Genomic DNA, 22,455 nt, shown 5'->3' on the forward strand with positions numbered 1-22,455 from the left:
TCGCACAACCGTCCACAGCAGACCATCGAGGGATGTCGCCATGCACCGAGTTACGTGAGGCCCGGACCGCGGCACCCGGCCGGGGGCCGGGGAGCGCGTGGTGCACGCCTCGGAGAAAACGACATTCCCCGGAACCGGCCCGGCGAGCAGTGACTGAAAACCACCGCCCCTGTGCACGAGCCGCCCGAACGAGTTGGCAAAATACGGCTTCCGGGTGACAACGCGCAGCGGACGCGGATGGAGGACGACAGCCAGGTGAACACCCAAACCGCACAAGTCGACGACCTGCGACTCATCGCACTGCCCAGCGCGGTCAACTGCGCCGAGATGTTCGTCCGGTTCACCCTCGCCGAGTGGTCCCTGCGCGACCTGGTCGACGAGACCACGCAGCTCACCACCGCCCTGGTCACCGCGGCCGTGGACAACGCCAGCCCGGACTCGGCGGGCTTCATCACCGTCCGCCTGCGGCTCAGCGGCGACAGCCTGGTCGCCGAGGTCGAGGACGAGCAGGCCACCCTCCCGCCCGCGCTGGCCTCCGGGTTCGCCGGTGGCCGCTGCGGCTCGACCGCCCTGCGCGGCGGCGGCAGCGTCGTGTGGTGCGAGGTGCCGCTCCCGGGTGGGGTCTCGGCCGACGCGGTGCCGCTCCCCCGCCGCTCCAAGACCCGGCGCAACCCGATGGCCGAGCACCCGGCCGAGGAGACCGCGGAGATCGACCCCGAGGTCGTCAAGCGGCTGCTCTCCGGCCTGAGCAACAGCGACCTCCGCTGACGGCCGCCGGTCCGCGCCGCCGGGCCTGACCACCCAGCTCGCCGCGTTTCGACAGCTGCGGTGGTGGGCATCTGGTGGGGCATGGACCACCTGACCTTCCGCAACGAACTGGCACAGCAGCTGCGGGTGGACTCCGTGCGGTGCAGCAGCGCTGCCGGGTCCGGGCATCCCACGTCCTCCATGTCCGCCGCCGACCTGATGGCCGGGCTGCTGGACGGGCACCTGCGGCTGGACTTCGACCACCCGGACGATCCGCGCAACGACCACCTCATCTTCTCCAAGGGGCACGCCTCACCGCTGCTGTACTCCTGCCTAAAGGCGGTCGGGGCCATCGACGACGCCGAGCTGATGACCTTCCGCGAGTTCGGCAGCCGGGTCGAGGGGCATCCCACCCCGGTGCTGCCCTGGGTGGACGTGGCCACCGGGTCGCTCGGCCAGGGGCTGCCGATCGGGGTCGGCCTGGCGTTGGCCGGCAAGCGCCTGGACCGGCTGCCCTACCGCGTGTGGGTGCTGTGCGGGGACAGCGAGATGGCCGAGGGCTCGGTCTGGGAGGCCTTGGAGCACGCCGGGCACGAGCAGCTGGACAACCTGATCGCGCTGGTCGACGTCAACCGGCTGGGCCAGACCGGGCAGACGATGCACGGCTGGGACCTCGACGCCTACGCCGCCCGCGCGCGGGCCGCCGGCTGGCGGGTGCTGGAGATCGACGGGCACGACCCGGAGCAGGTCGAGACCGCGCTCAAGGACGCCGAGGACGGCGACGGGCGGCCGGTCGCGGTGCTGGCGGCGACCAAGAAGGGCCGGGGCATCGCCGAGGTCGAGGACCAGCTGGGGTTCCACGGCAAGCCGCTGGTGCACGAGGACGAGGCCATCCAGGAGCTGGGCGGCCTCCGCGACCTGCGGGTCACCCCCGCCAAGCCGGACGCGCAGGGCGAGCCGCACGTCTTCGAGGTGCGCAGCGGTGGGCTGCCCGCCTTCGAGCTGGGCACCGAGGTCGCCACCCGCAAGGCCTACGGCGAGGCGCTGCGCGCGCTCGGCGACCGCCGCGGCGACGTGGTGGCGCTCGACGGCGAGGTGTCGAACTCGACGTTCTCCGAGATGTTCCGCGACGCCCACCCGGACCGCTACTTCGAGATGTTCATCGCCGAGCAGCAGATGGTCGCCGCGGCGGTGGGCATGCAGGTGCGGGGGTGGCGCCCGTTCGCCTCGACCTTCGCCGCCTTCCTGACCCGCGCCTACGACTTCATCCGGATGGCCGCGGTCAGCCGGGCCGACCTGTGCCTGGTCGGTTCGCACGCCGGGGTGGCCATCGGTGAGGACGGGCCGTCGCAGATGGCGCTGGAGGACCTGGCCTCGCTGCGCGCGGTGCACGGCAGCACGGTGCTCTACCCGTGCGACGCGAACCAGGCGGTGCGGTTGACCGAGGCGATGGCCGACCGGCCGGGGATCAACTACATGCGCACCAGCCGCGGGGCGAGCCGGGTGATCTACTCGCCGGAGGAGGCATTCCCGGTCGGTGGCTCCCGGGTGGTCCGCGACGGCGACGACGTCACGCTGGTCGGCGCCGGGGTCACCTTGCACGAGGCCCTGCACGCGGCGGACATCCTCGCCCCGGAGGGCATCCAGGCTCGGGTGATCGACCTGTACTCGATCAAACCGGTGGACGCCGCGACGCTGCGCCGGGCGGCGGCCGAGACCCGCGGGCTGGTCACCGCCGAGGACCACTGGCCGGAGGGTGGGCTCGGCGAGTCCGTGCTCAGTGCGCTGGCCGGTGTCGGGGCACCGGTGCGCGTCCTGGCCGTGCGCATCATGCCTGGTTCTGGGACCCCCGCGGAGCTGCTCGGCCAGGCGGGCATCGACGCCGCCTCCATCGCGGCCGAAGCCCGGGAGCTGCTCAAGGCCTGATAGCGGGGTTCCACTGGCCTGCGGGCGGGTAGCCGGAAAGTCGACGCTGCCGCCCGGAGGCCAGTGATGTCGTCCTCACCCGATCACGCCGAACTGCTCAGGTACCTCTGCCACGTCCGGTTCCCGGCGACCAAGCAGGAGGTCTGCCAGCAGTGCGCGGCCCTGGGCGCCCCAGCCGCGCACCTGGCCCGCCTGCGAACGCTGCCCGAGGGCACCTACGTCGAGTCCGACACGGTCCTGCAGGCCCTTCCGCACCCGTGATCAGCGGCGGGTCAGGGCCGGTGCTTCCGCCTGCCCCGCCACCAGGCCGCGCCCGCACCCGCGACGGCGGCGATGAACAGCGTTGTCGCGCTCAGCACCAGCCCGCTCAGCACGCACAACACCGCCAGCAGGGCGAGCAGCGCGAACACCAGGAACACCAGGAACCGGCGCATGCCGGTCCAGTCCCGGCGCCCGTCGAACCGCTCGAACTTCTCCGCCAGCCGAGGATCGCCGGACACCAGCGCCGATTCGATCTCGGCGAGCCTGTCCCGCTCGTGCCTGCTCAACATGACGAGCTCCTAGCAACGTTCCCTTCGACCCCAAAGAGGTACCCGCCCCCCATCCGGCTGAAGCCCCCGGAAGGGCCCATACAGATTGGCACGGGCGGGTTCGCTGCCCCACGCGACGACCGGGTGATTTTTGATCACGCAGTGCGATCACTTTTGACTACTGCACGTCATCGCCCCGGTCCTCGTCCTGGCCCGGCGAGCGCGGAGCTCGCCGGGCTGGCGCTCACGGGGTCGAGCAGGCACCCGCGGCGCACTCTGCGAGCCAGTTCGACCAGTCCTCGTCGTAGCTCGTGCCGATGGTGCCGGTGAGGAACTCGCGGGCACCCGCCCAGTCGCCCGTGCGGTAGTACCCGAGCACGGTGCCGAGCTCGGCCGGGTGGCGTTCGAACATGTACCGGACGGCGAGGTAGCCCCACCGGTAGGTGCGGGTGGTGTCGGCGTTGTCGTAGGTGGTGTCCCACAGCTCGCTGAGCCGGTAGGTCTGCTTGCCCGCCTCCTCCACCGCCTCCGGGTAGGGCTGCCCCCGGTAGGCGTAGGAGATGTGCTCGCCGATCCCCTCGATCCACCACACCGTCGGCGTGCTGGTCGCCGCCGCGAAGTCACCGTGCATCGTGAAGCGGCCGTCGAGGTAGTGCGTGTACTCGTGGTTGAGGTTCCAGATCTCGAAGCTGGGCTGCCACTCGGCCTCGTGGGCGATGAACCGCGCCTGGTTGTCCGGCTGGGCCGGGTCGCCCTCGAGGTACATGCCACCGTTGTTGGTGTCGATGCCGTAGATCGCGCCCGCGTAGGTCCGGTAGTCGTCGCTGGAGTCGAAGACCACCACCTCGATGGTGTCGTTGTGGTCGTCGGCGACCGGCTGCCCGCCGGTCTGGACCTGCTCGTGGAAGAACGCGTCCTGGCCGGTGAGGCTGGTGCAGGTGGCCGAGAGTTCGTCAGCGCTGAGCTGCTGGGCGAGGATGCTGATGCTCGGTCCGCAGCTGTGCTCGACGGTCAGTACCGCGTCGACCAGCCGCTGCGGCAGGTCGCAGGTCCCGTACTCGGCGCAGTTCTCGCCGTCGTGGGTGTTGGCCACCTCGGCGATGCCGACCCACAGCGGCGCCGTTGGCCCGGTCAGGTCGCTCTTGCCGAGCAGGTCGGTGAGCATCGGGCGCGTCTTCGCGCGCAGCGCTTCGTCCTGGGTGAAGCGAGCGAGTTCGCGCCCCGCGTTGGCGGTCAGGAAGCTGTTGTCGGTGCCGAGCAGGTCCAGGTGCTGCGAGGCGAAGGCGTGCAGGGTGTCCAGCACGCCGGGGTCGGCGTGCACGGCGTCGACGAAGTCCGGGAACTGGTGCCCGCGAAACAGCACGGTGTAGGTGTTGTTGACCGCGTTGACCATCCACCAGTACTGGTCGTAGGACGAGTCGTAGGCGGTGAGCAGCCGCTCCACGACGTCCAGGTACCGCCCGTTCTCGGCGGAGCTGTCGATCAGCGTGACCGATTCGGCCAGCACCTCACCGTTCTCGTCGCTGACCGTTCCGGACTCCGCGTTGCCGAAGAAGGTGTCCAGCGCACCCTGGACCGCCGCTTCCAGCTCCGGCCCGTACTCGCCGACGCTGCCCGGGTCCCCGTACTGGACGTAGTATCCGGCGCGCAGGAAGAGCACCAGCTGCGCGGTGCTCGTGCTGTTGTCGCCGGGGTAGTCGACCGCGTTGTCCCGGTAGGCGTTGGCGACGGTGATCATCTGCTCCTCCCGGAACGCGCCGCGCGCGTCCGCACCGGAGAGGCTGAACAGGGTGTTGATGCAGTCGGTCCCGGCGGACTTGATCTCATCGACCAGGGCCGCGCCGGTGTTCCCGGTGAAGCGCGCCGGATCGCACTCCTCGGCCGGTGCCGCCTGCATGGAGGGCCGGGGGAATTGCGGCGCACCGAAGTGCTTGCTGGGGTTGTGGGCGGGCAGCGGGGCGTGTTCGGTGCTCTGCTGCTGGAAGAACTTCCTTGCCTCGGCTGGCTTTTCGGCCAGTGCGGGGGACGCGGACGAGATCAGGGCCAGCGCCAGGCCGAGGAAGGTGGCGCGGCGCAGGGCGCTCCGCCAACCAGCCGAACCCGGTGGTCTGAACGGCACGTTCTACCTCCTGATGGGGGATTCCGGCGCGTGGCGCCGGTGAGCGGTGGTGTGGAACGTGCGCACGTGTGGGGAATTCTGGCAGCTGGAAGTGATCTGGCGTCATAATCTGCGATATACAGTTCCGCTATGACGATCGAGATCCGGCAGCTGCGGATGATCTGCGCGATCGCGGAAACCGGCAGCATCACGCGCGCCGCGGCCCGACTGGAGCTCACCCAACCCGCGTTGAGCAACCAGCTGCAGGCGATCGAGCGGATGTTGGGCGATTCGCTGTTCGTGCGCAGCAGAACCGGTGTGGTGCCGACGGATTTCGGCCGCCGGACCGTGGACCGGGCCCGGATCGTGCTGTCGGAGGTCGATTCCCTCTTCGGCGCGGCGGGGCGTCCGTCGCCGTCGACCGAGCCGCTGCACCTCGGCTGCTCGCACCTGGCGTGCGTGCCGAGCGTCGTGGACCGGGTGCAGGACGGCCGGTTGGGCCAGGTCATGCTGCACGTCGAGTCGTCCGCCGCCGTGTTGGCGGATTCGCTGTCGCGCGGCCGCTACGACGCCGGGTTGGTCGCCAACGCCGAGGGTTTCGAGGTCTCGCTGGCCCGGTCGGTGGCCAGCCGCGTCCTCGTCCCGCGCTACCCGTGGTTCGTCGCGCTGGCCGCCGACCACTGGGCGGCCGACCGCGACGAGGTCCGGCTGGCCGAGCTGGGTGGGGAGTCGTGGATCGGCCCGCCGGGCGCCGACGACGGTTCGCTGGCGGCGTTCCGCGCCGCCTGCCTGGACGCCGGGTTCGAACCGCGCATCCGGTTCGAGGCCCCCAGCGGCGGCGCGCGGGAGCTCGTCGCGCGCGGTTACGGGATCCGGCTGGTGGAGCCCACCTTCGCGGCGCCGGAGGGGACGGTCGTGCTGCCGCTGGCAGGCGATCCGCTGGTGGCCCGGCTGGTGGTGGCCTGGCGGCACGACCGCCTGACCAGGGCGCAGGCGGACCTGCTCTACCAGGACTTCGCGCAGGCCTACCTGGCGCACGTGGCGGACAACCCGACCTTCCACCGCTGGTGGACCGCCCACCCCGAGGTGCACCCGGTGCGGTGAGCGCGGACGTGGCGCAGTACACACTGACCGGTCGGTATGTCTGTGGTACGCCTACTGGGACGCCTCCGAACGGGGGCGGGCTCGGAGGTGTGGTCATGGGCGACTCCCGGCACGAGTGGATGCGGCCCGGTGCGCACGAGGTCGCGCCCGGCGTGCACCGGATCCCACTCCCCCTTCCCAACGACGGCTTGCGCGCGGTCAACGTCTACGCGATCGCCGACGGTGACGCGCTCACCCTGGTTGACGGCGGCTGGGCGCTGGAGGAGGCACGGGAGCAGCTCACCGCCGGACTGCGCCAGATCGGTGCTGGGCTCGGCGACATCCGGCGGTTCCTGGTCACCCACGCGCACCGCGACCACTACACGCAGGCAGTGGCCCTGCGCCGGGAGTACGGTTCCCGGGTGCTGCTGGGCGAGGGCGAGCAGCCCACGCTCCAGACGCTGATGCGGCCCGACCACGTGGCGCTGGAGAAGCAGGTCGAGATGCTTGCCGCGTGCGGCGCGAAACCGGTGCGCGACGCGGTGATCGCCGCCCGCGGCTCGAAGCGGCCAACGACCGGCTGGGAGGAACCCGACGAGTGGATCACCGCGTCCACCGACGTCAGCCTGGCCGACCGACCACTGCGCGCGTTGCCCACCCCCGGCCACACCCGCGGGCACGTGGTGTTCATCGACGACGCCAGCGAGCTGCTGTTCGCCGGGGACCACGTGCTGCCGCACATCACCCCGTCGATCGGCTTCGAGCAGGCGCCCAGCGCACTGCCGCTGCACGACTACATGGCCTCGTTGCGGCTGGTCCGCGCACTGCCGGACATGCGCCTGCTGCCCGCGCACGGCCCGGTCACCGACAGCGCGCACCAGCGGATCGACGAACTGCTGGACCACCACGACCGCCGCCTGGCGGACACCGCGGCGGTGGTGGACCGAGGTGCCAGCACGGCCTACGAAGTGGCCCGCGGCCTGACCTGGACCCGCCGCGAGCACCCGCTGGACGACATGGACCCGTACAACCAGATGCTGGCGGTCCTGGAAACAGCGGCCCACCTGGACGTCCTTGCCCTCCAGTCCAAGCTCCGCGCGGAAACCATCGACGGCATCAAGCACTACGCCCCAGCCTGACCACCCGCGACCAACCCACCGACCACTGGACCCCAGCGCCTGACTTCACGCGAACCCACTGAGGTGATCTCCGCAAGAGCCCGACGCATCACCGGCGTGTCGGATGCCCGACACACCGGTGGTTACAGTTTCAGTTGAAACTGTGAATCATCCGGCGACTCGCCTGTGCGGGTCCGGCGAGAGCACCTCACTGGAAAGCAGATATGCGCTTCCCGTTGGAATCGCGCGAGGTCGTTGGGCAGTTCGGCGGAGCGCCTTCGAGGTGGGCATGGCGCGCCTGGGGTTGGGGTTTCGGGGAGACTGCGACCGGGGGCTGCGCGGGGTGTGGGGGGGCTGGGTGGACGGAGGCGCGATGTCGATCGATGAGCTGGCGATGGCCGTGGACGAGTTGCCGCTGGTGGACCACCACGTGCACGGCGCGCTCCGGGACGGGGTCGACCGGGCGGGGTTGGAGCAGCACCTGACCGAGTCGGACCGGCCGGTGCCGGGGTGGATGACGCAGTTCGACTCGCCGCTGGGGTTCGCCGTTCGCCGCTGGTGCGCTCCCGTGCTCGGCCTGCCGCCGCACGCCGGGGCCGCCGACTACGTCGCGCGGCGCGAGGAACTCGGCGTGGACGAGGTCACCCGGCGCCTGCTGGCGGCCAGCGGCGTCGAGCACTTCCTGGTGGAGACCGGCTACGCGAGCGGTTCGCTCCTCTCCCCCGCCGAGATGGCTCCGGCTTCCGGTGCGCGGGTGGACGAGGTCGTGCGCCTGGAAGCCGTGCTGGAGGACCTCGCGCGCGACGGCGTGGGTGCGGCCGAGCTGCCCGGGCGGTTCCCGGAGGTGCTGGCGCAGCGCACGGTCGACGCGGTGGGTCTCAAGAGCATCGTGGCCTACCGCTTCGGTTTCGACTTCGACCCCGGGCGTCCGTCCCGGACCGAGGTCGTCGCCGCCGCGGACCGGTGGCTGCGCTCCGGCGGCCGGGTCGACGACCCGGTGCTGCTGCGGTTCTCGCTGTGGACCGGCGTCGACCGGGGGTTGCCGCTGCAGTTGCACGCCGGGTACGGCGATCCCGACGTCGAGCTGCACCGCTGCGATCCGCTGCTGCTGACTCGGTTCATCAAGCTCGTCGAACCGCACGGCGTGGACCTCCTACTGCTGCACTGCTACCCGTACCACCGCAACGCCGGTTACCTGGCGCAGGCGTTCCCGCACGTGCACTTCGACGTCGGGCTGGCGGTGAACCACACCGGCGCGCGCTCGGCCGCGGTGGTGGCCGAGTCCTTGGAGCTCGCGCCGTTCGCGAAGGTCCTGTTCTCCTCCGACGCGTGCGGACCGCCGGAGCTGCACCACCTCGGTGCGCTGCTGTGGCGGCGCGCCATGCGCACCGCGCTGGGCGAGCGGGTGGCCGCCGACGACTGGTCCACTTCGGACGCGATCCGGGTGGCGCGGATGGTCGGCCGCGACAACGCCCGCCGCGTCTACCGCCTCGACCAGCGATAACACCACTCAGGAGGCCACTCGGTGCGCCAACGAGTCCGGCGTCCCTCCGTGGTCGACACGCCGAGCACGCCCCCTGACCCAGGCGGTCAGCGGGTTCCGACGTCAGTCCACTGTGGAATCACCCGCACCGGCTGAGGTGCAGGTCCGCCCAGGGGTCGGTGGGCACCGCTTCCGTGCTGCGGCCCAGGTCGTCGAGGATCCTGGTCTGGCGCTTCAGCTGGCGGAGGGTGATCGCGCGCTCGGCCAGGGACAGCGTCGGCAGGCGGCTCGCCAGGCGCTCCTCCAGACGGTGGCAGTCCTCCGGGGAGCGCAGCCACACGATCATGACAAGGTTGTGCTCCCCGGTCACGGCCGCGCAGAACCGGATTTCCGGGAGCTTCGCCAGGGCCCGGCCCACCTCCGACAGCTCGCTGGCCGGGGCGTTGGCCCAGAAGATCGCTGAAACCGGCCAACCGGTGAGGCTCTGGGCGACTTCGCAGCGGATCGACACCAGGCCTTGGTCGACCAGCCTGGCCAGGCGGCGGCGCGCGGTGGACACGCTCGTGCCGGTCAGCTCGGCCAGGTGTGCCACCGTCCGGCGTCCGTCGGTGCTCAACGCCACCATCAAGTCCCGGTCGCCCTCGGTCAGCACGCCCTGCTTCCCGCGCGGAGGCGCGTGCGCGGCCAGCTGCGCGCGCTGCGCGGGCGAGAGCGCGTTGAGCCGCCACTGGACGCCTTCCCCGAAGATCGTGGTCGCGGCGTGCACGCTCGTCCTGCGGACCCCCGGCTGGTGGCTGAGCTCGTCGAGCACGAACCGGGACAGCGCGGGCAGGCTGCGGGCGTTGACCAGCACCAGCAGGTCCCGCCCGCTGCCCACGTGGTGCACCGAGACGACCTGCGGCAGCCGGGCCAGCAGGACCGCCAGGTGGTCGCGCTCGCTGGGTCGGCAGTCGATCTCCACGCACCCGAGCACGAAACCCGATGGTGCGGTGAGCCGCGCGTAGGCCGTGATCCACACCAGCCCCTGCTCGGTGAGGCGCTGCCACCTGCGCGCGACCGTGCTCGGGTCCACGCCCAGCACCGAGCCGATGACCTGCCAGGAGCCGCGCGGGGCGATCTGGACCGCGTTGACGAGCGACAGGTCGAGCTCGTCGAGGCTGGACGAATCTTGCATGCACGAACCTTCACGTGGTGATTTCCGGCAATCCAAGCAGCGGCTCTGGTGCGTTGTCCATCCTTTCCGCCAACCGCGGGTACCGGCCCGCGGGGACCAACACGCCCGGAGCACACATGGACACAGCGCGTACCCGGCCGACCCGGTTGGACCGGGTGTTCAGCGGCATCGAGCGGGTCGGCAGCAAGCTTCCCGAGCCGTTCTTCCTGTTCGTCTACCTGCTCGCCGCACTGGCGGTGGTCTCCACCGCGATCGCCGCCTTCGGCGTCACCGTCGACGTCCCCGGCAAGGACGAACCGGTCCCGGTGCGCGCCGTGCTCAGCTCCGAGGGCCTGGTCTGGTTCCTGACCAACTTCGTGGACAACTTCATCGGCTTCCCACCGCTGGGCACCGTGCTGGCGATGATGCTGGTGGTCGGCTTCGCCGAGCGGACCGGGTTCCTGTCCGCCGCGGTCACCCTGGTCTTCGGCCGCGCCCCGCGCTGGCTGTTGCCCTACGCGGTGGCCTTCGTCGCCTGCCAGGCGCACGTCATGTCCGACCCGTCGCTGATCGTGATCCCGCCGCTGGCCGCGCTGGTGTTCAAGGCCGCGGGCCGCCACCCGGTGGCCGGGTTGGTCGGGGCCTTCGCCTGCGGCGCGACGGGTTACGGCGGTGGCATCCTGGTCGGCTCGCTGGACGGGCTGCTGGTGGGCATCACCGAGAAGGCGGTCCAGATCGCGCCGCTGGGCGTCGAGGTGCACGTCCACATCGCAATGAACTACTTCTTCGCGGCCACCGCCGGGCTGCTGCTGCCGCTGGTCGGCGGGTTCCTGATCGACCGGGTGCTGGAGCCGCGGCTGGGCCCGTGGAGCGACCCGGAGGGCGAGCAGGCCGCGGAGCTGACCGCCCAGCAGCGCAAGGGCGTGTGGCGGGCGTTCGCGGTGCTGGTCGGCTACGCCGTGATCGCCTTCGGCGCCTGGCTGGTGCCGGGCAGCTTCCTGCGCGGCGAGGACGGTTCCCTGGTGCCCTCGCCGTTCCTGAGCAGCATCGTGCCGCTGATCATCATCGCGTTCCTGCTGGCCGGGCTCGCGTACGGCCTGACGGCCGCAACGGTCACCCAGCGCGGGGACGTGCCGCGGATGATGACCGAGACCGTCAAGGACATGGCGGGCTACATCGTGTTCATCTTCGTCGCCGCCCAGTTCATCGCCCTGTTCACCTGGACCAACCTCGGCACGTTGATCGCCATCGGCGCGGCCGACGGGCTGCGCGCCGCGCACCTGACCGGGTTCCCGGCGATCATCGTAATGGTGCTGCTGGCGACGGTGGCGAACCTGTTCGTCACCTCCGGCTCGGCGCTGTGGTCGCTGCTGGCCCCGGTGATGGTCCCGGCGTTCAGCATCCTCGGCTACGACCCGGCGTTCATCCAGGCCGCGTACCGGATCGGCGACTCGACCACGCAGGCGGTCAGCCCGCTCAACGCCTACGTCTACATCCTGCTCAGCGTGAACCGGAAGTACCAGCCGGAGACGCAGCTGGGCACGCTGCTGGCACGGTTGAGCGTGTTCGTGCTGCCGTTCTTCGCGGTGTGGCTGTTGATCCTCGCGGTGTTCTACTTCTTCGACCTGCCCGTCGGGCCGGGTTCGGGCATCCGGCTGTAACCACCCACTGAGGAGAGATGATGCACTTCGACGAGCTCGCAGCGCTGCGGCGCGACTTCCACCGGTACGCCGAACCGGCGTTCCTGGAGATCCGCACGTCCAGCATTGTCGTGTCCCGGCTGCGGGAGCTGGGCCTGGAACCGCTGACCGGCCAGGCGGCCATGCGTGCGGACACCGTGGTCGACTACCCGACCGCCGAGCAGCGCGAGCTGTTCGCCGAGCGGGCGGTGCGCACCGGCGCGGACGCCGGGAACGTCGAGCACGCGGCGGAGTGCGGCACCGCCGTGATCGCCGAGGTCCGCGGGAACCGCCCCGGCCCCACCTGGGGTCTGCGCTTCGACATGGACGCCCTGCCGCTGACCGAGTCGGACAGCCCCGAGCACGCCCCGGCGACGGGCGGTTTCCGCTGCGACTACGGCGCGATGCACGCCTGCGCGCACGACGGGCACACCGCGATCGGGCTGGGCCTGGCCAGTCGACTGGTCGCGGACGACGACTTCGCTGGCACCGTGCGGTTCCTGTTCCAGCCCGCCGAGGAGGGTGGTCGCGGGGCGGCGTCGATGCTCGCCGCAGGCGCGGTCGACGGAGTGGACCGGTTCGTCGCCGTGCACCTCGGCCTGGACGAACCGGCGGGCAAGGTCAGCGGCGGCATCGAGGGCCTGCTGGCCACCACCAAGATGCGCGCCACCTTCACCGGCACCGCCGCGCACGCCGCGGGAGCTCCGGAGCAGGGCGCGAACGCGCTGGTCACGGCCGCGAGCGCACTGCTCAACGTGATGGCGCTGCCGCGCTACTCCACGGCGGACACCCGCATCAACGTGGGCACCCTGCACGGAGGTGACAACGTCAACATTGTGCCGTCCTGGGCGCAGATGACCCTGGAAGCCCGCTCCACCGACTCCGACGTCAGCGCCTCCCTGACCGAGCGCATCAAGACCGCGCTGCGCGGCTCCGGCGAGGTGCACGGCGTCGCGGTGGACGTGGTCGAGACCGGCGGTTCGGCCACGATGGACTGCGACGCGGAACTGGTCGAGGCGATCGACGCCATCGCCGCCGAGCTCCCGGGGGCCACCACCACCGACGGCGCCAAGCAGATGGGCGGCTCCGACGACGCGAGCCTGTTCGCCCGCGAAGTCCAGCGCAACGGCGGGATCGCCACCTACATGACGGTCGGCGGCGGCAACACCGCGCCGCACCACAATCCGCTGTTCGACATCGACGAGCGCAGCATCTCGATCGCCCTCGACACCCTCGAACGCCTCATCCGCCGCTGACCTGTTCCCCGCCCAGGTTCACCCGAGCAGCTGGGGGCGCAGGGTTCCGCAGACCCAGCGCTCCCAGCGCTCGGGAGCCCACCCCCGGTCCCGCACCAGCAGCAGGTAGAGCTCGGGGCTCAGCAGGGCGAACAGGATGTCCGCTGCTTCGTCCGCGTCCAGGCCGGGTCGCGCTCCTGGTTTGGTGACCAACGACTTCGCCGCCTCCGCGTGCACCACGTAGCGCGGGTCCTCGCCCTTCGGCCACAGCTCCACCACCTCCGCGTCCACCGCCGCTGCCACGCGCAGCACCTCGACGATCTCCGCCACTCGCTCCAGGACTTGGCGGGTGCCCGCGACGTGGGCGCGGAGGTGGTCCGCCGCGGTCTCCGCCGCCAGCGCGTCGCGGAACCACTGCCGGTCCACCGTCGCGACCGGCTCGTCGTCACCCGCGATCGCGGTGTCCACGACCTCCTTCAGCAGGTTCCGCTTGTTGCGGAAGGTGAAGTAGATGGTCTGCACCGCCACCCCGGCCCGGTCGGCGATCTCCTGCAGCGGCGTCGCGCCGTAGCCGCGCTCCACGAACAGCTCCGCTGCCGCGCGAAGCATCCGCGCACGGGTCTGCCTGGCCTTCTCGGCGCGCTTGTTGACCGGACTCATGACCGGAGTCTATAACTGGAGTCGAACACTAGATACCAACTCTAGTGAAGATTCCGGGGAGGTTCCCGTGACCAACGCCAAGCAGGCCGCCGCCTGGAACGGCTGGGAAGGCCAGCTCTGGGCGTCGAGCCCGGAGCGCTACGACGGAATGCTCGACGACTTCAACGCGCCGCTGTTCGCGGCTGCCGGGATCAGCGAGGTGCACCGGGTCCTCGACGTCGGCTGCGGCCCGGGCAGCACCACCCGCGAGGCAGCCCGGCGGGCCGCGTACGTGGTGGGCATCGACATCTCCACCCCGATGGTCAACCGAGCCCGCGCCGATGCCTCCGGCATCGACAACATCGAGTTCGTGCGGGGCGACGCCCAAGTCCACGCGTTCCCGAAAGCCGGTTTCGACGTGGCCATCAGCCGGGGCGGCGTGATGTTCTTCGACGACCTCGTCGCCGGTTTCACCAACATCCGCCGAGCCCTGCGCCCCGGTGGCCGACTGGCCTTCATCAGCCCGACCACCCCAGATCCGGGCGGCGAATACGCCCGCGCGACCGCCGCCCTCGCCGAGTTCCTGACCCGGCCGTCACCGGCGGCCAGCGGCATGATGTCCATGCCCACGGCCGAGCACATCCGCGAAGTGCTCGACCGCGCCGGATTCCGGGACATCGCGGTGGAGGCGGTGCAGGCCACCGAGAACCTGGGGGTGGACGCGGCCGACGCCGCGGACTTCATCTGCTCGTTGGCGCCCGTCCAGTTCAACCTGCGCGACGTCGACAAGTCCACTGTGGACATTTTGCGCGACCGGGTGGCCGACGGCTTCCGGCCGCACGAGACACCGCAGGGCGTGCAGGTGCGCGGAACGGTCTGGCTGACCAGCGCGACCCGGTGATGGTCACCGGCACCGCTGGGTGGGGCGGAAGGCCTCCGAACCCGACTCCGGGGTGCGGATCTCGCCGCTGGCGGAGACGACCTCGGGCAGGACCTCCGCGATCGGCCGGGTGTCCTCCGCGGTGAGGGTGAACACCGAGACCGCCTTGTCCTCCGGGTGCCCGACGCAGTCGAACGACAGCCAGCCGCTGACCCCCGGAACCGCTTCCACGCCGTGCATCCGGTGGAACTGCGAGGTGACCGATTCCGGGGTGACCAGCGCGACGTCGTGGCTGGTGCCCGCCGCGCGCCGGGTCGCGGTGATCGCCGTGCCGACCGCGTCGAAGGAGGTGGCGGCCATGCCGTCGCCCGCCGAGTTGTCCGGGAACTCGCGGGCGTAGGTCTGCTGGAAGTACTCGACGACGGTGGGCTCGAACGCCTTCGGGTTCGCCCGCCACGCCGCCGAGCTGGACAGGTGGGTGTACTCCAGGGTGGTGCCCGGGGAGAGGGCATCGCGGACCTCCTCGACACCCGCGATGTCCACCACGCTGTCCAGGGTGAGCACCCGGATCCCCAGCTGCGGGCACCGCCGCTGCCCCAACGCCTCCAGCAGGCCCTTCAGGTCCAGATAGCGACCGGAGAAGAACAGCACGTCCGGCTGGGCCACGCAGATGTTGCGGACCATCGGCGCGAACGCGTTGGCGTTGCTGCCCAGCCTGGAGTCGTAGGTCTCGGCCCGCAGCAGCTCACCCCCGGTGGCCGCCGGGTAGACCTCGTTGAAGGCCGCGGCGAGGTTGCTGGCCAGCAGGTCGGACTGGTTCTCGTCCTGCACCAGCATCGCCCGCTGGCTGCCCGTCAACCGCCGCACCACGGCCTGCACCTGCTCGGTGTTGGACGGCGCGACCCGCACCAGGCCGCTGAACTGACCGGCCTTCTCCTGCTCGGTGAAGGAGTCGGCGGTGATGGTGGCGCCGACCATCGGGATGCCGAGCTCCGCCAGCCGGTCGATGGCCAGCTTGGTGCCCTCGTGGCTCTGCCCCAGCCCGGCCACCGCGACCACCCGGTCCGGGCCGGTCCGCGCCTGCGCGATCTGCTCCACCACCGGCTGCCACTGCTCGAACCGGGTGCCCGGGTTGGCGGGCAGCAGCCGGATCATCGGGAAGTCGCCCTCCCATCCGTTGTCCCGGTTCGCGCGCAGCTGCGCGGTGTAGGCGCCCCGCAGGGCGTTCCGGGTGGACACCGGGGTGATGGTGTCCAGCCCGGTCAGCGTCATGGGAGCCAGGTAGGCGATGCTGACGTAGTTGCCCCCGGACTCGGCCAGCACCCGGTCGTTCTCCTCCTTGATCTTGCGCAGCACCCCGGCCAGCTCGGGGACGAACTCGAAGGAGCCGTCGGACAGCCCGATGCACTCCCCGGTCTCCGCCCGCTCGATGCCCGCGGCGCACCGGCTCGTCCGCCACACCCAGGTCACCACCCCGGCGACCACCAGCAGCACGACCGCGGACAGCACCAGCATCCGCCGGCGGTTCCGCCGCCACCACGTCTGGTCCAGGTAGATGCCCACCGCTTGCCTCCAGGTCAGGCGTACTTCTCGCTCTCGCCGAAAAACACCACGAAACCGGCGCGGGCCTGCCGCGCCAACTGCTCGAACTCGCTGCGCACCACGCCGCGCAAGGTGCGCCCCGGGTCGCCGAGCGGGTCGGACATCAGCCACTTCGCCGCCACCAGCCGCGCCAGGTCCGCTTCCGCGGGCACCACCACCCGCGCCAGCTCCTCGACCTGCTCGCGGGGCTCCCGGTCGGTGCGCAACCTGTTGGGCGCTTCCGTGATCAGCTCCAGCCTGGCCAACCACGGCGCCACGTCGGCCTCGGTCCCGATCTGGTCGAACTGCCGCTGCAGGTGCGCCACCACCGCGCCCAGGTCGCCCAGCGCCAGCGCGTGGTAGAGCGCCAGCGGGGTGTTGCCGTGCTGCCGGTGGTGCTGGCGGTGCCGGTCGTGCACGACGACCCAGCGCTCCTCGTGGTCGTCGGGTCGAGCGGCGAGCTCGTGCAGCAGCAGGCGCCGCAGCCAGGGGTGCAGCGCGAGCCGACCCGCACCGTCCAGCCCCGCCCACATCCGCTTGCGGATCTCGTGCAGCACCCCAGCGTCGTCGGCCTGGCCGAGGCGGACCTCCGCGCGGGTCGCCAGTTCCAGGTTCGGCGCCGCCGACAAGCTGACCAGGACGTCGCGCTGCACGAGGTCGAAGTCCTGCAGCAGGTACTCGCGAGCCCGCTCGGCGAAGGACGGCTCGTCGGTGGTGCGGTGCTCCAGGAACGTCCGCATCGCCAGGCCCGACGCCTGCTCGCCGAGCGCGGCGCCGACCTGCCGCATCCCCCACGGGTGGCCGCGGGTCAGCGCGTGCACGTACGGCGCGGTGCTGCCGCCGAACCGGCCGGCTTCGACCACCTCGGCGGGGGTCAGGTCGCGCAGTTCGACCGGGTACCACCAGGAGTCCGCGCCGCGGTCCGCCTCGCGGTGCGCCACCCAGTCGTCGAACCGGGCCTGCTCCGGGGTCCGCGCGCTGTCCTGCCGCCCCCACCGCGCCTGCCACTGCCGGCTGGTGGCCACCACCACGAGCGGGTCCGGCTCCTGCCGGTGCCGCTGCCGGATGTCCAGCAACAGGTCGAGCAGCTGCGTCCCGCTGGCCGAGTCGACGTTGTCCAGCAACGCGACGCAGTTCGCCTTGCGCCTGCTGCCGCCCCGGCCGCGGTAGGCCTCCCGCAGGTCGGCGAGGAACGCCGCGCAGAACACCTCGTCCATCAGCCCGCTGTCGGCGACCCCGATGTCGACCAGCACGTCCTGCAGGTTCGGCGACCGCTGCGGCGTCGCGTCCCGGAGCCCGGAGGCCCGGCGCAGCCGGTGCCGCCAGCGCACCGCCTCGCCGCCGCGCAGCAACGTGCTGGCGACCAGCGGCGACCACGCCGGGACCACCCCGGCCTGCGCGATGGTCTCCACGACCCCGTTGACGGTGTTGTGCGTGCGATCGGAGAACTCCGCGTCGGCCGCCAGCGACTCGCGCACCTGCGCCAGCGCCTTCTCCCGGTTCTCCGGGTTCAGCTGCGCGCCCTTGACCAGCAGGCACAACCACAGCTGCCGGAACCGGATGCGAGGCTGCCCGTCGAACTTGCGGCTGAGGTTGAACGCCAGCTCGGTGACGATCGCCCGCGGCGGCTTGACGACCCGCTCCAGGTCGGCATGCGCGCACGGAACGCGGTCCGCGCACCGCTCCTGGACATCGTCCAGCGCCGCGGTCTTCCCGCTCCCCCGCGGCCCGACCAGCACGACGACGGGCAGGTTCGCCCGTTCGGCCGCCCCCGACCCCCGCCGCACGCACGAACCAACCAGGTCCTCGACAACACCGGAGCGCCCCGCCAAACCACCAACCATCCGGCTCACACCCCCGTGATCAAGCCAGCGGGTAACTCTCCCGCCACCAACGGCCGCCCGTCAAGCGAAAACCGGGAACCGACCCCACCCCGCACGTCCCCATCACAATCCCCCCAAACCGCTTGATCAACAACCGCCACCGGCCTAGAACTGCGCGGGGAGCACGAGTTCGAGGGGGATGGGATGGACCGGTTCACCGTCCGCTACGCCGCGATCGGCGAAGCGTGGGAAAGCGTCCGCGACGCCACCAGCCAGATCCGCACCAAACTGGTCGACCTCGACACCTCGCTCGGCCCCCTGCGCGCTACCTGGACCGGCGAAGCCGCGGAGAGCTTCGAAGCCGCCCGCGCGACGTGGGCCCGAGAAGCAGCGGAGATGACCGAGTTCCTCGCCGACATGGCGGACCTGCTCGCCCTGATCGACGAGAACTACCAGAGCGCGCACCACCAGAACCTGGCCATCTCGGACGCGGCCACCGGCTCAGCTGACCCGACCGCGACCGTGGCGATGTCGGCTGGCGGTACGGCTGGCGAGGTCGACGTCTCGATCGAAGAACTGCGCCGCACGGCCAGGTCGTTCTACGGGCTCCAGCAGCAGTTGGCCGACAACATGGCCTGGATCAGCCGAAACCTGCACGCCAACGCCACCGGCATGGCCGGAGCCGACCCGGTGCTGGCCCCGTGGCGCAACCTCATGGACTCGAACAACATCTCAGCTCCGCACCATATGATGCTTGGTCTGCGGTGGATGAACCCCACTACTCCCGAGTCCGTGCACATCACCCCAGAGCGCATGGGGCACATCCTCGAGGGTGATCCACCACCCAGCACGGGGGGGCGGACACATGTACGGAACCGGACGGGCAGGAAAGACCGAATTCCCCAAGGGGTGGGACGAGAAGTACATCTCGGGGCACGTCCTAGACGTGGTCAAGCATCCGGACAGCCCACCCATTAAGCAGAGCAACGGGGCATGGCGGGTCTCCGGTGTGCGAGACGGAGTTCTCATCGAGGTAGCGGTCAGAGACGACGGCTACGTGGTGACCGCCTACCCAGCCAGCGGACCCGGAGTCAACGAAAACCCGCGAGGATTGTGACCATGGACGTGGCCGATTTCATGAACAGGACCGATGCGATCCTTGAAGGATTTCGAGATCGGCTTCCTGCGCGCGAGTACAACTCGTTGGTGAGCGCAGCGCGTGCTGGCGAGCAGAACGAGGTGCTCGACAACATCCTGGCCTTCCTGCAGAAGACCGGGGCCCCCGTTTCACGCCGGGAGAGCGACGAACTCCGTGCGGTGATGAGCTTCTACCAGCTCCCCGTCACGGCTTACGCCTTCATCAACGACTGGGAGAACATCGTCGCAGCGCTAACCATCGTTGATGACGCGCCGGAGCGTGCCGAGCAGGCGCCTCCGGTCGGGTCCGGGCCACCGGTCGCCGTCTACGACAACCCTGACTTCGGCCGCACCTTGCGCACACAGGTCGGACTGCACATCGATCTGCCACCGCAACTGTTCGAGCCGTTCCTGGACCACTTCACGACCTCAGTCGGGGTCGGGGTCGAGATCAACCTCGCGCGCACCAACCCCGACCAGTACCTGCGGCAGGGCAAGGTCCACCAGCCCACCGAAGTCGAGACGAACTTCGTGCCCATGATGATCATGGCGATCAGCGAGGGCTCCATTTGGGGTGGCGGGATCCTGCTGCGTGGGTTCGAGCAGTGGTGGACCAAGCACCGCACCGACGCTGAGCGGTTCATCCAGCAGGTTCCCATGATCCTCGCGGCGGAGCAGACCGGCGACGACAACTTCCACATCGCCCTCGCTGACTTGTCAGCACCCACCGCAGCCCAGGTGGTCGCGATCCTGCTCGAAACACAGGTGGGTGGTGTCTCCGAACCGCTTCCCCCCGTCCCGGTGTTCCGATACCCAACTGCGTGATCCCGTGGCGCCAAAGCCTCCCACCATCCAGAACACAAGTCACCTGAAACTGCTAGGGCTGTCTATGAACACGAACGAGTTCATAGATCGACTGAGCGCTCTGATCACGGTGGTCGAGAAGCGGTTGCCGCGGAGCCTGGGTGCGCTGATCCACGAATACCACCAGGAAGAAGCGCTGTCCCTGGACAGCTTCACCTGGGCCCTGGTGCACGACCAAATCCCGGTCACGCGTGGTGAACGTGACGAACTGCGGGCGCTGCTGGAAGGCTTCGAGCTACCTGTCCCCTCCATGCGTCCGATCAACGACCGGGACAACGTCATCGCGTCGCTCAACGTCCTGGACGAGCCCGCCCAGGACCAGGGCGACTTCTACTACTACGGGCCGCTCGTCACGGTCCAGGAGGATCCGGACTTCACCCGGGCACTAGGCGCACAGGTGGGGGTCCACGTGGGGTTGCCCGACGACCTCCAGGCGCAGTTCATCGACGATTCCACCACCAACGTCGGCGTCGGGTCAGCCGTCAACCTGGTTCGCACCAACCCACACCGCTACATCCGCGCTGGGAGTGTGCAGGTGCCCAGCATCGAGGAGGTTCTGTTCGCCAGCGAGTTGGTATGGCTGATTGCGAGCACTTCGGTATGGGGTGGCGGAGTCCTGCTCCGCAACTTCGGGCAGTGGGCGAAGCGGGACAGGATCGAGGCGGACTCCTTGGTGAGCGACCTGCCCAGGCTGATACTCGGGGCCGGGCCACGCACAAGACGCTCCATGTTGTGCTCGCCGACCTCCCCGAATCCACAATGGATCGTATGGTTGCTGTGCTGGCCAACTCGGGGCCAGACCTCCCGCCTGAGACGCCGCCAATCCAAGCCTTCACGTACTCGCTCACCACGGCTACCTCCTCGCGGCCAGCCAGTTGAATCGGCGCAGGGCTGCTGCGAAGCGTTCGGTTTCGCCAGCCAGACGCCCTAGGGTCCCGGGGTCCACATCTCCTGCTCGGATCCGGGACTCCTCGTTCGCGAGGTCCTGGTGCAGGACCAGCATCGCAAATGCCATCTCGCCTGGCGTGTCCATCCGCGCCGGGATCATCTCGTTCTGCTGGGTTCGGTCTGCCAGGACCGGGAACATTGCAGCCACAAGGCAATCCGCGCATTCCAGCACACCCGGCGCGAGACCTCGTGTTACCTGACCAGGCCGCGAGCACGCTTCTACTTCGTCGGCCTGGAACAACCGTCGACACCAGGACCTGACCAGCGAATCGCCTGTCCCACAACGGATGTGGGCGAACCTGCACCAAGTCCGGAACGCGCCCCGCACGGTACTGGAAGTACCGAAGTCGATCGCTGGGGTGAATAGCTGAATTGAGTTCTGGTTCCACGATCGCGACCCCCGACGTAGTCGTCCTCAAGTCCACCACCCGTTGCGGTAGTTACTGAATCTTGTTGCACCGTGCAACCATCAACAACGGCGTGACCATGCGCGCATCAGCCGATCAGCTTTCGAAACAGGAGCCGGATCACGGCCAGTCCCCCACGCGGAAGAACATTGGGAACCGCACTTCGAGCAGCCCGCCAAGAGCGCGGCCTGACCATGCGCGGTTTTGCCACCCAGCTAGGACGCGACCCTGGCGTCTTGTCGAGGTGGGAGACCGGTGACCGGATACCCAAGCCTGAGCAGGTCGCTCAGATCTTGACCGCGCTGGGGGTCAACGGTCAGCGCTTCGAGAAAGTCATCGACCTGGCCTACGGCGCGACCGATTCGAGCTGGGTGGCGACCACCCTCCCCGAGAACCGTCAACAGCTCTCCGCGCTGCTGGATTTGGAGCAGAGCGCCACCAAGGTCACCGAGCTGTCACCCTTGCTCATCCCAGGCTTGGTGCAGACGACCGACTACATCCGGGGCATCATGGGAAACGGGGTTGCCCGTCGGAGAGCTCGCCACCCGCGTCTCGATCCGCATCGGCCGTCGAGAGGTGCTCACCGGACACAACCCTGCGAAGTTCGATGCCATGATCGGCGAGTCAGCGCTGACACAGGTCATCGGTTCTCCTGCGGTCCTCACCGGGCAGCTCAAGTACCTCCTCGAGGTCGCAAGGCGCCCGAACATCGCACTGCGGATCATCCGGTCCGACTCCGGCTGGAACCCCGCACTGGATGGGCCTGATCGAAGGTCCTTCTGGAGTAGCGGTCCACCTCGAGAACCGCAAATCAGGCCTCCTCCACGAAGAAGCAGACATTCGCATGTACAGGCAGGCGATCGAGATGGTACGAACAGCCACGCTGAGCCCGGAAGACACCGCAAGACTCATCGCAGACTTAGTTGGCCGGATGGAGCGCGAGGAATGACTGCCTCGAAGACCTGGATCAAGTCGTCCCGCAGCCAGAGCACGGCGACTTGCGTCGAGCTGACCACCGACCTCGACGAGATCCGCATCTCCAAGGACCCGTTCGGCCCAACGTCGCGGGCTGATGTGTCCCGGTTCGTGCAGGCCGTCAAGGAAGGTCGGTTCGACCGCTGATC

At 69.9% G+C, this 22,455-nt stretch carries 19 protein-coding genes and 1 pseudogene; 14 read left to right on the forward strand and 6 right to left on the reverse strand.

Annotated elements, in window-relative coordinates:
* The first annotated feature begins 255 nt into the window (after positions 1-255).
* The 3 genes from ABT324_RS13690 to ABT324_RS13700 all read left to right on the forward strand — a co-directional run bounded on the left by ABT324_RS13690 (position 256) and on the right by ABT324_RS13700 (position 2,934).
* Entirely contained in the window at positions 256-768 is a 513-nt protein-coding gene (locus ABT324_RS13690) for an ATP-binding protein (RefSeq protein ID WP_351175981.1), read from the forward strand.
* An 81-nt stretch (positions 769-849) separates the two neighbouring features.
* A complete protein-coding gene (locus ABT324_RS13695; protein ID WP_351176060.1) occupies positions 850-2,673 on the forward strand; it encodes a transketolase in 1,824 nt (607 codons plus the stop codon).
* Positions 2,674-2,739: 66 nt separating this feature from the next.
* Positions 2,740-2,934, forward strand: a complete 195-nt coding sequence (locus ABT324_RS13700) for a DUF2795 domain-containing protein (RefSeq protein ID WP_351175983.1) — start codon at positions 2,740-2,742, stop codon at positions 2,932-2,934.
* An 11-nt stretch (positions 2,935-2,945) separates the two neighbouring features.
* On the opposite strand, the gene ABT324_RS13705 is transcribed toward ABT324_RS13700, so the two are convergent.
* Both ABT324_RS13705 and ABT324_RS13710 read right to left on the reverse strand, forming a co-directional pair.
* Positions 2,946-3,224, reverse strand: coding sequence for a DUF3040 domain-containing protein (locus ABT324_RS13705; RefSeq protein WP_351175985.1), 279 nt, complete (start codon positions 3,222-3,224; stop codon positions 2,946-2,948).
* Positions 3,225-3,447: 223 nt separating this feature from the next.
* On the reverse strand, positions 3,448-5,322 hold the full coding sequence (locus tag ABT324_RS13710; protein ID WP_351175987.1) for a collagenase: 1,875 nt from the start codon (positions 5,320-5,322) through the stop codon (positions 3,448-3,450).
* 129 nt (positions 5,323-5,451) lie between these two features.
* Between ABT324_RS13710 and ABT324_RS13715 the strand changes: the two genes are divergently transcribed.
* From ABT324_RS13715 to ABT324_RS13725, 3 genes are all read left to right on the forward strand, one after another.
* Entirely contained in the window at positions 5,452-6,405 is a 954-nt protein-coding gene (locus ABT324_RS13715; protein WP_351175989.1) for a LysR family transcriptional regulator, read from the forward strand.
* A 95-nt stretch (positions 6,406-6,500) separates the two neighbouring features.
* On the forward strand, positions 6,501-7,523 hold the full coding sequence (locus tag ABT324_RS13720) for an MBL fold metallo-hydrolase (RefSeq protein WP_351175991.1): 1,023 nt from the start codon (positions 6,501-6,503) through the stop codon (positions 7,521-7,523).
* A gap of 352 nt (positions 7,524-7,875) precedes the next feature.
* Entirely contained in the window at positions 7,876-9,006 is a 1,131-nt protein-coding gene (locus ABT324_RS13725) for an amidohydrolase family protein (RefSeq protein ID WP_351175993.1), read from the forward strand.
* 118 nt (positions 9,007-9,124) lie between these two features.
* Here the strand turns inward: ABT324_RS13725 and ABT324_RS13730 are convergent, their stop codons facing one another.
* The gene (locus ABT324_RS13730) at positions 9,125-10,159 is read right to left on the reverse strand and encodes an Lrp/AsnC family transcriptional regulator (RefSeq protein WP_351175995.1); all 1,035 of its coding nucleotides are present in this window, start codon (positions 10,157-10,159) and stop codon (positions 9,125-9,127) included.
* 116 nt (positions 10,160-10,275) lie between these two features.
* Here ABT324_RS13730 and ABT324_RS13735 point away from each other — a divergent pair, with 116 nt between their 5' ends.
* Both ABT324_RS13735 and ABT324_RS13740 read left to right on the forward strand, forming a co-directional pair.
* Positions 10,276-11,799 (forward strand): AbgT family transporter, encoded by a 1,524-nt coding sequence (locus tag ABT324_RS13735; protein WP_351175997.1) that lies wholly within the window; start codon positions 10,276-10,278, stop codon positions 11,797-11,799.
* A 17-nt stretch (positions 11,800-11,816) separates the two neighbouring features.
* The gene (locus ABT324_RS13740; protein WP_351175999.1) at positions 11,817-13,073 is read left to right on the forward strand and encodes an amidohydrolase; all 1,257 of its coding nucleotides are present in this window, start codon (positions 11,817-11,819) and stop codon (positions 13,071-13,073) included.
* 18 nt (positions 13,074-13,091) lie between these two features.
* Here the strand turns inward: ABT324_RS13740 and ABT324_RS13745 are convergent, their stop codons facing one another.
* Positions 13,092-13,712: a TetR/AcrR family transcriptional regulator gene (locus ABT324_RS13745; protein ID WP_351176001.1), complete on the reverse strand. Its 621-nt coding sequence runs from the start codon at positions 13,710-13,712 to the stop codon at positions 13,092-13,094.
* Between the two features lie 67 nt (positions 13,713-13,779).
* On the opposite strand from ABT324_RS13745, the gene ABT324_RS13750 reads away from it, so the two are divergent.
* Positions 13,780-14,592 carry a class I SAM-dependent methyltransferase gene (locus ABT324_RS13750; protein WP_351176003.1) on the forward strand — a complete coding sequence of 271 codons (813 nt, stop codon included), beginning with the start codon at positions 13,780-13,782 and terminating at the stop codon, positions 14,590-14,592.
* A gap of 3 nt (positions 14,593-14,595) precedes the next feature.
* Here the strand turns inward: ABT324_RS13750 and ABT324_RS13755 are convergent, their stop codons facing one another.
* Together ABT324_RS13755 and ABT324_RS13760 are read right to left on the reverse strand one after the other, a co-directional pair.
* A complete protein-coding gene (locus ABT324_RS13755) occupies positions 14,596-16,134 on the reverse strand; it encodes a type 1 periplasmic-binding domain-containing protein (protein ID WP_351176005.1) in 1,539 nt (512 codons plus the stop codon).
* Between the two features lie 14 nt (positions 16,135-16,148).
* Positions 16,149-17,996, reverse strand: a complete 1,848-nt coding sequence (locus ABT324_RS13760; protein ID WP_351176007.1) for a hypothetical protein — start codon at positions 17,994-17,996, stop codon at positions 16,149-16,151.
* A 183-nt stretch (positions 17,997-18,179) separates the two neighbouring features.
* Between ABT324_RS13760 and ABT324_RS13765 the strand changes: the two genes are divergently transcribed.
* The 5 genes and pseudogenes from ABT324_RS13765 to ABT324_RS33420 form a co-directional block, all read left to right on the forward strand.
* A complete protein-coding gene (locus ABT324_RS13765) occupies positions 18,180-18,953 on the forward strand; it encodes a WXG100 family type VII secretion target (RefSeq protein ID WP_351176009.1) in 774 nt (257 codons plus the stop codon).
* The gene (locus ABT324_RS13770) at positions 18,841-19,092 is read left to right on the forward strand and encodes an EndoU domain-containing protein (protein WP_351176011.1); all 252 of its coding nucleotides are present in this window, start codon (positions 18,841-18,843) and stop codon (positions 19,090-19,092) included. The genes ABT324_RS13765 and ABT324_RS13770 overlap by 113 nt, the downstream gene beginning before the upstream one ends.
* A 2-nt stretch (positions 19,093-19,094) precedes the next feature.
* Positions 19,095-19,937 carry a hypothetical protein gene (locus ABT324_RS13775; RefSeq protein ID WP_351176013.1) on the forward strand — a complete coding sequence of 281 codons (843 nt, stop codon included), beginning with the start codon at positions 19,095-19,097 and terminating at the stop codon, positions 19,935-19,937.
* A 64-nt stretch (positions 19,938-20,001) separates the two neighbouring features.
* Complete coding sequence (locus ABT324_RS13780) at positions 20,002-20,907, forward strand: hypothetical protein (RefSeq protein WP_351176015.1); 906 nt, start codon at positions 20,002-20,004, stop codon at positions 20,905-20,907.
* A 628-nt stretch (positions 20,908-21,535) separates the two neighbouring features.
* Positions 21,536-22,450: pseudogene (locus tag ABT324_RS33420) on the forward strand (helix-turn-helix domain-containing protein); the annotation flags it as partial.
* Between the last annotated feature and the right edge of the window lie 5 nt (positions 22,451-22,455).

This window comes from Saccharopolyspora sp. NPDC000359 (assembly GCF_040300525.1).
Lineage (GTDB): Bacteria > Actinomycetota > Actinomycetes > Mycobacteriales > Pseudonocardiaceae > Saccharopolyspora.

Bases quoted from the DNA above. Each gene is read 5' to 3' on its own strand.
- ABT324_RS13695 (WP_351176060.1), top strand. From the start codon at position 850: ATGGACCACCTGACCTTCCGCAACGAACTGGCACAGCAGCTGCGGGTG.
- ABT324_RS13700 (WP_351175983.1), top strand. From the start codon at position 2,740: ATGTCGTCCTCACCCGATCACGCCGAACTGCTCAGGTACCTCTGCCAC.
- ABT324_RS13705 (WP_351175985.1), bottom strand. From the start codon at position 3,224: ATGTTGAGCAGGCACGAGCGGGACAGGCTCGCCGAGATCGAATCGGCG.
- ABT324_RS13715 (WP_351175989.1), top strand. From the start codon at position 5,452: ATGACGATCGAGATCCGGCAGCTGCGGATGATCTGCGCGATCGCGGAA.
- ABT324_RS13720 (WP_351175991.1), top strand. From the start codon at position 6,501: ATGGGCGACTCCCGGCACGAGTGGATGCGGCCCGGTGCGCACGAGGTC.
- ABT324_RS13725 (WP_351175993.1), top strand. From the start codon at position 7,876: ATGTCGATCGATGAGCTGGCGATGGCCGTGGACGAGTTGCCGCTGGTG.
- ABT324_RS13730 (WP_351175995.1), bottom strand. From the start codon at position 10,159: ATGCAAGATTCGTCCAGCCTCGACGAGCTCGACCTGTCGCTCGTCAAC.
- ABT324_RS13735 (WP_351175997.1), top strand. From the start codon at position 10,276: ATGGACACAGCGCGTACCCGGCCGACCCGGTTGGACCGGGTGTTCAGC.
- ABT324_RS13740 (WP_351175999.1), top strand. From the start codon at position 11,817: ATGATGCACTTCGACGAGCTCGCAGCGCTGCGGCGCGACTTCCACCGG.
- ABT324_RS13745 (WP_351176001.1), bottom strand. From the start codon at position 13,712: ATGAGTCCGGTCAACAAGCGCGCCGAGAAGGCCAGGCAGACCCGTGCG.
- ABT324_RS13760 (WP_351176007.1), bottom strand. From the start codon at position 17,996: ATGGTTGGTGGTTTGGCGGGGCGCTCCGGTGTTGTCGAGGACCTGGTT.
- ABT324_RS13765 (WP_351176009.1), top strand. From the start codon at position 18,180: ATGGACCGGTTCACCGTCCGCTACGCCGCGATCGGCGAAGCGTGGGAA.
- ABT324_RS13770 (WP_351176011.1), top strand. From the start codon at position 18,841: ATGTACGGAACCGGACGGGCAGGAAAGACCGAATTCCCCAAGGGGTGG.
- ABT324_RS13775 (WP_351176013.1), top strand. From the start codon at position 19,095: ATGGACGTGGCCGATTTCATGAACAGGACCGATGCGATCCTTGAAGGA.
- ABT324_RS13780 (WP_351176015.1), top strand. From the start codon at position 20,002: ATGAACACGAACGAGTTCATAGATCGACTGAGCGCTCTGATCACGGTG.